The sequence below is a fragment of the Luteibacter sp. P4_D7_3 genome, from assembly GCF_056401735.1.
In genome coordinates this window covers 1-9172 of record NZ_JBFUIT010000149.1, presented here as the reverse complement: position 1 = coordinate 9172, position 9172 = coordinate 1, and the positions used below count along the sequence as shown (strand labels likewise).

Sequence of the window (9172 nt, the reverse complement as noted above, 5' to 3'; positions counted from 1 at the left end):
GCGTACGCCGCTGCCCGGGCTCGACGGCCGTGGCGCTCCTATCCAGTACATGGATGTCGTCGAGGGGCGGGCGGTCGTGGCGACGTGGCTGGCGGCGGCCCTCAGTCCTGGGTGCCCGCCGTGAGTTTGAGTGATGCAGTACATCGCGCTCTAACGGCAAAAACGCAAGAAGATGCGGATGCGTAAGCATCGACTGATCGCCTCGCTTGTCGCAAAGGCTCCGTGGTGAAAAAAAACCGACGCCTGTTTTTGCGGTCCCCGTCACGGCAACCCATCCACCGGTGAATGAACCCGTTCGTGGAAAGCCCCGCGAAAGCTTCGCGTCGCATGGCTGAAGGGGAAACAGGGGAGCAAGAMGCGGGATGGTGGGGAGTTCGTGATTTCCTGCGCTTCACGCAACACCGGGCAGGGAGACGAATGACCGGCGGGGAACATGCCGCTTAGCCAGATCGCCAGCGTGTCAGGGCTTCCGCCGTAGCGGAGGCAAATACGGGCTAACGAAGGATCATTCATGAAGATCGATGCTTTTGCTTCAGGGGTCACACGCAAAACTGCACTGACATTGGCCATTGCGCTGGCGATGACCTCGCTTTCCGCGCACGCCGAAGATGCATGGGTTTCCACGCATACCAGGGCCGCGATGCTCCCCGTCGCCGCTACGCAGACGCTCGCCGCAAGTTCAACGGCCGCCACGCCGGTGGCCAGTGGCTATGCGTTGAACATGACCGGTTCCCCGCACATCGACGGTGCGGCCGTCACCGCGGTGGCAGCCGATCATCCGCTGCACGTCGTGGTCAGCCTCAAGCTGCGCAATCCCGACCAGTTGCAGACCTTCCTCGCCGGCGTGACCACGCCCGGTAGCGCGCAATACGGTAAGTTCCTCTCGCCCGCGCAGTTCAAGGCGCAGTTCGGCCCGACGCAGGCGCAAGTCGACGCGGTTGTCGCGCACCTGCAGCAGGCTGGTTTCACCAACATCGACGTCGCACCCAACAATCTGTTGATCTCCGCCGACGGCAATGCCGGTGCCGCGACGACGGGCTTCCATACGTCGATCAAGCGCTTCACCTCGAACGGCCGCGAATTCTTTGCCAATGACACGCCTGCGCTTGTCCCTGCTGCGCTCGGTGAGTCGGTCGACGCTGTACTCGGTCTGCAGAACGTGTCGGTCAAGCACACGTTGCACCATGTCTATCACCCGGAGAACGTGACCGTACCTGGTCCGGCATCGAGCACGCAGGCGGCCGCCGCCGTGGGTGCGCATCATCCGCAGGACTTCGCAGCGATCTACGGCGCCAGTGGCGTACCGGCCGCGACGAAGACCGCGGTGGGCATCATTACCTGGGGTTCGATTACCCAGACGGTGACCGATCTGAATACCTTCACGTCGGGCGCGGGTCTGGCCACGGTCAACGCGACGATCACCAAGGTCGGCAGCGGTACCTTCGCCAACGACGATGACTCCAACGGTGAGTGGTCGCTCGACAGCCAGGATATCGTCGGTATCTCCGGCGGCGTGAAACAGCTGATCTTCTACACCTCGCCCAACGGCGACTCGAACTCCAGCGGCATCACCGACGCGGGCATCACCGCGACTTACAACAAGGCCGTCACCGACAATATCGCCAAGCTGATCAACGTGTCGCTCGGTGAAGACGAGACGGCCGCCGAAGAGTCCGGCACCCAGGCAGCGGACGATGCGATCTTCCAGCAGGCCGTGGCCCAGGGCCAGACCTTYTCGATCGCTTCGGGCGATGCGGGTGTCTACCAGTGGTCTACCGACCCGACCTCCGGTTCGCCTGGCTACGTGGCGAACTCGGCCGGTACGGTGAAGATCGACCTGACGCACTATTCGGTCAGCGAGCCGGCGAGCTCCCCGTACGTCATCCAGGTCGGCGGCACGCAGCTTTCCACCAGCGGTACGACGTGGTCGGGCGAAACCGTCTGGAACGAAGGCCTTTCGGCCATCGCGCCGAGCCAGGGCGACAACAACCAGCGCCTCTGGGCGACCGGTGGTGGTACCAGCCTCTATGAGGCGGCACCTTCCTGGCAGTCCGTCGTATCGAGCTCGACCAAGCGCGTGGGGCCAGACCTTTCGTTCGACGCGGCCTCGGCGTCGGGCGCCCTGATCATCATCGACGGACAGACGGAGCAGGTGGGTGGTACCAGCCTGGCATCGCCGCTGTTTGTCGGTGCTTTCGCGCGTATCGAATCGGCTGCCAACAACGCCATCGGCTTCCCTGCATCGAAGTTCTACGGTGCTTTCCCGACCCAGACCTCGTTGCTGCATGACGTGACGTCGGGCAACAACGGTTACCAGAACCACGGCTACACCGCCGCCACGGGCTTCGACGAGGCCACGGGCTTCGGCAGCTTCGACATCGGCAAGCTCAACACCTACGCCCAGGCCAACTGGGTCACCGGTGGCGGTGGCGGCACGAACGTTCCGCCGGTAGCGAACTTCAGTGTCGTGACCAGCGGCCTCACCGCGACCTTCACCGATAGCTCCACGGACAGCGACGGCAGCATCGCGTCGCATGCGTGGAACTTCGGTGACGGCTCGACCTCGACGGCGACGAGTCCGAGCCACACGTACACGGCGGCGGGCACGTACACCGTCAGCGAGACGGTGACCGATAACGCAGGCGCCACCAACGCCAAGAGTTCCTCGGTAACGGTGACCTCGTCCGGTGGCGGTGGTGGCAACACGCTGCAGAACGGCGTGGCGGTGACCGGCCTGTCGGCCGCGAAGAACGCCAAGCTCAACTACACCGTGGCGATCCCGTCGGGTGCGAAGAACCTGAAGATCGTCATCTCGGGTGGTTCGGGCGATGCGGACCTCTACGTGAAGTTCGGTTCCGCGCCGACGACGTCGAGCTACGACTGCCGTCCGTATGTGACCGGCAACTCGGAGACCTGCTCGTTCACGACGCCCTCGACCGGCACGTACTACGTGATGCTCAACGGCTACGCCGCGTTCTCGGGCGTTTCGCTGAAGGCGACCTGGACCAACTGATCCACGCGTGAGTAGAAGGAGGGCGCTCCCGGCGACGGGGGCGCCTTCTTCATTTTCGCCGCGCGTCGGTACACAATCCCCGCACGGCGGAGAGGGTGCCGGATGGAACAGGGTCGGGGGGCCACATGGACTATAAGGAACGTCAGGCAGAGGCGCGGGCGCGTTTTGCCGCAACGGACACGGCAGTGCTCGAGCGCATGTGGATTCGCGACGAGCGAGTCGACTGGGCCGAGGCGGCATTGCGTGCGGAACTCATCGACCGGGGTATCGATCCCGACGCGCTTGCACGGCGGCATATAGACGAACAGGCTGTCCGTCCGGCGTGGCTGAAGATGGAAGCGGTGCAGGTCGCCGCGCCATCAGCGCGCCCACCGGGCGCTGCCATGCCGCTGCGTTGGTTCATGGCTGTCTTTGCCGTCCTCGTCATCGGATCGATGGCGCTGATATGGGCCGCCAGCTATAGCAGCGAAGCCACTGCGGAGACTCGCAAGGTTGTCCTGCCGGTGTTCGGGGCCATCGCGGGCAGCAGTGTCTTGTTGCGATGGCTCAGGGTCGATTTCCGCTACGTGTTTTCGGGCCTATGGGCGACCGGACTGTGCGCCGCGACGGTGGTCTTCCTGTGCCTTCCGCACGCGGCGCCGACGGCGTCGCTATTGGACGACGTGAACGCCTTATCGAAGGCACAGCTCGCGGTTGGCGTCGAGCAGCGAGCCGTGGCTGCGGCATCCAAAGCGTCTGCAGACTGGCGGCTGGCGCGCGCCAATCTCAGGGCGCATATGATCGCCAGTGAGCGAGCGACGGTGGTCGGCGACGTGCAACTGGCGGATCTGGCGACGCGCGATCGCGTGCGCGACGCGCTGCGAAACTGGAGGAGCGATCTCGCCGCCCAGGACATGGTGGACGATCGCGCGCGTCGTGGGCTCGGGGACGCTGAAGCATCGGTGATCGCCGAAGGTGGTCGCCCCGCTGCCTCGATAACCCGGGACATGGCGGATCTGACAATGTTCCTCAAGCGGGTCGCGCCGATCCGGGCGGCCACCATCGAGGCCATCGACGCGCGAGAGGCTGTCGTGGATTTTTTCGAGACACACCCCGTGCAGATCGACCAGGCTCGGAACCAACCGTTTTTCGGCGAGGATGCGAAACCCGAATACGCGCGTCTGCTCGAACGCCGCAAGCTTGCCTTGCAGGACGAGGCCCGAAGCTGGGCGACCGTCCTCGCACAACAGGGGCAGGCCCCGCAGACATCCCGCTGAAAGGCGTCGCTCATCTGGCGCGAATTGTCCGGTCAGCGTCCGCGCCCGGCCTGTCGCACTTGCTCCGGCCGGAGGAAACTGGGTTCAATCCAGCCACCAGGAGTGCCGCCATGTCCCACGCCGATACCGCGCTGATCGTCATCGATGCCCAGGAATCCTTCCGCCACCGCCCGTACTGGCGGGAAGGCGATGTCCCTGCCTATGTCGACCGCCAGCAGGCCCTCATCGATGGAGCGACGAACGCCGGCATCCCCGTCGTTCGCATTTTCCATGTGGAGGACAGCGGTCCGTTCTCAGAGGCGTCAGGCTTCGTGGCGACATTGGCACCTCTTCGCATCGCGCCGACAGTGACCTTTCGCAAGAGACGGCACAGCGCCCTAGTTGGCTCCGGCCTCGAGGTCTGGCTGACCGAGAACGGCATCCGTCGCATCATCGTGTCCGGCATCCGCACGGAGCAATGCTGCGAAACCACCACCCGCCACGCCTCGGACCTCGGTTATGAGGTGGACTATGTGGGTGAGGCGACACTGACGTTCCCGATGACGGACCGTCATGGTCGCGAGTGGAGCGCCAGCGAGATCCGCGCGCGCACGGAACTGGTGCTGGAAGATCGTTTTGCGCGCATCGCGACGGTCGAGGAGGCGCTCGCAGGAGCGCTGCGCAACGCCGCCTGATGAAGAGCACGGCACCCCGCGTCATCCCCGTTTTCGTGGTGTTGCCACCGCGCGTGCTGCTGCTCGATGTCGCGGGACCGATCGAGGTGTTGCGCAAGGCGAACCTCGAGCAGGGCGAGGTTCGCTTCGACGTTCGATTCGTCGGGCCGGCACGCAAGCTCGGCAGTTCAATCGGTCTTGCCGTGACCGGCATCGCGCCTTTGCCGGTGCGGCTGCCGGACGGCGCCATGCTGGTCGTTCCTGGACACGCCGACATTCCGCTGGGCGAGCCGGTCACCACGGCCGGGCAGAACGATGCGTATGAAGCAGCCATTGTCGACTGGCTTCGACGCGTCGTGCGGCCCGGTATCCGACTTGCCACGATCTGCTCGGGCGCCCTGCTGGCCGCACGCGCGGGCCTGCTCGATGGCGTCGAGTGCACGACGCACCACGGCTGCATCGCTGAACTCGCGCACGACGCTCCCGCGGCACGCGTGCGTGAGAACCGTCTCTACGTTGTCGACGGCGAGCGGATGACGAGTGCTGGCATCACCGCCGGGATCGACCTGATGCTGCATGTTGTTGCGGGCGAGGTCGGGCCCGGGTGCGCATTGGCGGTCGCACGCTTCCTCGTCGTTTACCTGCGCCGCGCGGGAGGCGATCCGCAGCTGTCGCCCTGGCTGGAAGGGCGCAACCACATGCATCCGTCGATACACCGTGCACAGGACGCGGTTGCCGGCGATCCGGCGCGTGACTGGACGGTGCCAGTGCTGGCGCGGGAGGCTGCTACCAGCCCGCGCAATCTGTCGCGACTGTTCAACGAGCATGCGGGCATGAGCGTGACGGATTTCGTGAACCGCATGCGGGTTGCCCTGGCCAGCGAGTTGTTGGCTGGGTCCCGGCTGGATATGGAGGCGGTGGCCGAACGCTCGGGTTTCGGCTCCGCACGACAGTTGCGCCGGGCCTGGGGTCGTCTGCACGCCGCGCCGCCGAGTCGGTCGCGCGACGCGTTGACCTGAGCCTCGAAGAACCGGCCTTGCCGTCCGAGGCGAAGCGAGCGTAGGGTGAATCCTCTTCCATCAGCCGCAGGAGCACGAAGCATGCTGATCCACGGTAGCTGTCATTGCGGAAACCTGACCTTCGAGCTTGTGTGGCCCGAACATGCCGAGACGATTGCCGCCCGGGCATGCACGTGCACGTTCTGTCGGAAGCACGGGGCTGTATGGACAGCGAATGCCTTGGCAACGTTGAGCATTCGGGCCCGGGGTGGTGGCCTGGTCTCGGATTACACCTTCGGCACGGAAACCGCGGACTTCCGCGTCTGCGCGCGGTGCGGTGTTGTCGCCTGCTGCACGAGCCTTATCGATGGCAGGCTGTATGCCGTGGTCAATGTCAACGTATTCGACAACTTCGATAGCGCGCGCCTGGTACGTAGTGACGTGAGCTTCGATGGCGAAGAAGAGCCGGCAAGACTGGCGCGCCGTGCCGCCAACTGGATCGGTGACGTGCGTTTTTCCGCATGGCGAGCGAGTGCGGGCGACGCCCACGTATGACGAGGATGGTCGCGCAAGGCTTGCCCCCGTGCGCTGACTGTATGCACTGACAAAATCAGTCATGATCGCTTATCGACAAACGATAAGCCGCTGACTTATGATTGCTTCATTCGCGCACCAAGACGCTGAGGCGCTCTTCATGGGGTATCGGGTACGGCGCTTCATCCGTATCGAATCCGTCATCAGGCGCAAGCTCGCTCAGCTAAATTCGGCAGCGACGCTGGATATCCTGAGGGCGCCGCCTGGCAATCGACTTGAGATGTTGCAAGGCGATCGATTCGGGCAGTACAGCATCCGGGTCAATGACCAGTACAGGATTTGCTTCCGTTGGTCGGAGGGTGATGCGCGAGACGTCGAAATTGTTGACTATCATTGAGGTGACCGTCATGCCGAAAAGGCTTCCTCCCGTACATCCGGGCGAAATACTCCGCGAGGAATACATGCGCCCTTACGGGCTATCCAGTAACGCACTTGCGACAGCCCTTGGCGTAACCGCGGCGCGTGTCAACGAAATCGCCAACGAGCGGCGCGGCATCACGGCGGACACGGCCCTCAGGCTGGCCCGTTACTTCGGCGGCGATGGTCGGAGTTGGATGAACCTGCAACAGAACTACGAGCTCGAATGTGCGGAGCGCGAGATCGGCGACGCACTCAAGGCCATCCGCCCACGCGCAGCCTGACCCTCAAGCCACCTCGACCCGGTTCCGCCCGGCATTCTTAGCCCGGTAGAGGGCCTCGTCCGCGGCCTGGATGAGTACGTGGATTTCCGTGTTGGTCGAGGTGCAGACCCCGACGCTGGTTGTGAAGGCGATCGAGGCACCCGAGAACGGCGCCGGCGCGCCTTCAATCCGGGTCCGTAGGCTCTCGGCCAGGCTGCTCGCCGCATTCGGTGAGGCCCCCGGAAGCAGAAGCAGGAACTCCTCGCCGCCGTAGCGGGAAAACAGGGCGTGCTCGGGGATGCCGCTGGCGCGGACGGTTTCCGCAAAGTGCTTGAGCACCGCGTCGCCGCCGGCATGGCCCCAGGAATCGTTCACCGCCTTGAAGTTGTCCAGGTCGAAGAGCAGGGCGGAGTTGCTGCGGCCGCGCGTCGTCGCGAGCCGACGGTTCGACTCCCGGACCACGGCGGTGCGATTCAGCAGGCCGGTCAGGCCATCGATTTCGGCGGCGCAGCGCAGGTCGTGCACCAGGCGTTGGGCCAGCATCAGGGTGAAGCCGGTGCTCAGCAGGAAGGTGCAAAGAATCCCGAACAGGTAGTTGGACGTCGTCAGGATGGATGACAGCAGCACGTGCGATTCCATCTCAGGATGCATTGAGACTGCTGCCCGGGCCAGATAAAAGAAGGTATCGATGGCGAAGACGAGCGCAGTGAACGCGCAGCCTGTCCTCAGCTCGCGCGGGGCACGGAACAGGAGGAGCCAGATCATCCAGGCATCCCAGATGATGCTCTTCACGCCGAACACGGTGGCTTCGACCGCCTGGGGTGGGGGTGTGAGGAGAAAGGCGACTTGCACCGCCAGGAAGAGGGCGATCAGCAAGGCTGGCCACCGCCACCGCAGGGGATATTTGATGTGGATGGCGATGCCACCGAGCATGGCGCCATTGGCCGCCGCTATCAGCAGGCTTCCAACGATAGTCGACAGGAAGGTCGCATTTTCGTCGTAACCTTCCGCCAGCCCGGCCAGGGTAAGCAGCCAGAACGCCCCTGCCCAGATGTGCAGGGCGAGCATCCCGCGCAGCACCATACTGAGCAGGGTAAAACTCAATGCAATGGTCGCCCCCACGGCCAGGCCGATAATGCCTAGCGTGTGTACGTCGAGATTCGCCGTACCGTCCATCCCGTCCCCCGGTTTCGCCCCTGGGGCCATTCTAGGACGGGACCGACGACCTTGCACGAAGACATTAAAATACGATAGACTTAGTGAATCTTAAGCGCCGTTGGGCCCCGGTTTAGGCCTTACACCCAGTGGGTGCTTCAGGAACTTTCTTTTTACAAGAAAGCCTCCTCGTGAGGCTTTTTTGTTGGGCGCACGGAGGCGCCCTGCGACACACTGTGAGCGCCGTCAGGGCATCGCGGCGAGCGCTGGAGGAAAGTGTCGGATACATCGGCGACGTAATGGAATGGGCCGCTCGCGCCCTTTTTTTGTTTCTGGCGAATGGAAAAACCGCAGGTAACGTGGATACCAACGCACTTACACAACGCTTTTCAGACATCGTGGCCGAGCTTGGCCTCGAAGTACTGGGTATGGATTTCGCCCCGTCCGACGGGCAGCAAACGCTGCGCGTCTATCTGGACGTGCTGGGCGCCGAGCGCGAACGTCGCGAGGCGGCGGAACTGCCGGTGGAAGTGACGGTGGAGGATTGCGAGGCCGCGAGCCGCGAGTTCTCCGCCTACCTCGACGTTGAAGATCCGATCCCTGGCAACTATGTATTAGAAGTCTCCTCACCCGGCATCGACCGCCCTCTGTTCACGGCGGAGCAGTTCGCTCGCGTGAGCGGCCAGGAAGTCAAAGTGCTGCTGAAGGCCCCTATCGAGGGTCGTCGGCGCCTCAAAGGCAACGTCATTGAAGTAAATGGCGAGCACATTGTGGTCGAAGGTGAGGCTGGCCGATTTGAATTCGAGCATGCGGACGTCGAAAGCGCCCGCGTGGTTCCCGATTGGGTGGCTCTTGGCTATGCGCCACAGCCGAAGCCCGGTCT

Annotated in this window: 9 protein-coding genes; 8 read left to right on the top strand and 1 reads right to left on the bottom strand. The window is 63.9% G+C overall.

Annotated elements, in window-relative coordinates:
* Positions 1-511 precede the first annotated feature (511 nt).
* From AC1DSN_RS13505 to AC1DSN_RS13475, 7 genes are all read left to right on the top strand, one after another.
* Positions 512-3013, top strand: a complete 2502-nt coding sequence (locus AC1DSN_RS13505; RefSeq protein WP_477331113.1) for a protease pro-enzyme activation domain-containing protein — start codon at positions 512-514, stop codon at positions 3011-3013.
* Between the two features lie 125 nt (positions 3014-3138).
* A complete protein-coding gene (locus tag AC1DSN_RS13500) occupies positions 3139-4269 on the top strand; it encodes a hypothetical protein (protein ID WP_477331111.1) in 1131 nt (376 codons plus the stop codon).
* Between the two features lie 110 nt (positions 4270-4379).
* Positions 4380-4943, top strand: a complete 564-nt coding sequence (locus AC1DSN_RS13495; protein ID WP_213948267.1) for an isochorismatase family protein — start codon at positions 4380-4382, stop codon at positions 4941-4943.
* Positions 4943-5941, top strand: a complete 999-nt coding sequence (locus AC1DSN_RS13490; protein WP_477331109.1) for a GlxA family transcriptional regulator — start codon at positions 4943-4945, stop codon at positions 5939-5941. The genes AC1DSN_RS13495 and AC1DSN_RS13490 overlap by 1 nt, the downstream gene beginning before the upstream one ends.
* An 81-nt stretch (positions 5942-6022) precedes the next feature.
* Positions 6023-6475 (top strand): GFA family protein, encoded by a 453-nt coding sequence (locus AC1DSN_RS13485; RefSeq protein ID WP_477299299.1) that lies wholly within the window; start codon positions 6023-6025, stop codon positions 6473-6475.
* Positions 6476-6572: 97 nt separating this feature from the next.
* Positions 6573-6851: a type II toxin-antitoxin system RelE/ParE family toxin gene (locus AC1DSN_RS13480; protein WP_477331107.1), complete on the top strand. Its 279-nt coding sequence runs from the start codon at positions 6573-6575 to the stop codon at positions 6849-6851.
* 10 nt (positions 6852-6861) lie between these two features.
* A complete protein-coding gene (locus AC1DSN_RS13475) occupies positions 6862-7155 on the top strand; it encodes a HigA family addiction module antitoxin (protein ID WP_477331117.1) in 294 nt (97 codons plus the stop codon).
* 3 nt (positions 7156-7158) lie between these two features.
* Here AC1DSN_RS13475 and AC1DSN_RS13470 read toward each other — a convergent pair whose 3' ends face one another.
* On the bottom strand, positions 7159-8310 hold the full coding sequence (locus AC1DSN_RS13470; protein ID WP_213948262.1) for a GGDEF domain-containing protein: 1152 nt from the start codon (positions 8308-8310) through the stop codon (positions 7159-7161).
* A 338-nt stretch (positions 8311-8648) separates the two neighbouring features.
* On the opposite strand from AC1DSN_RS13470, the gene AC1DSN_RS13465 reads away from it, so the two are divergent.
* On the top strand, positions 8649-9172 hold a 524-nt coding region (locus tag AC1DSN_RS13465), incomplete at its 3' end, for a ribosome maturation factor RimP (RefSeq protein WP_477331115.1).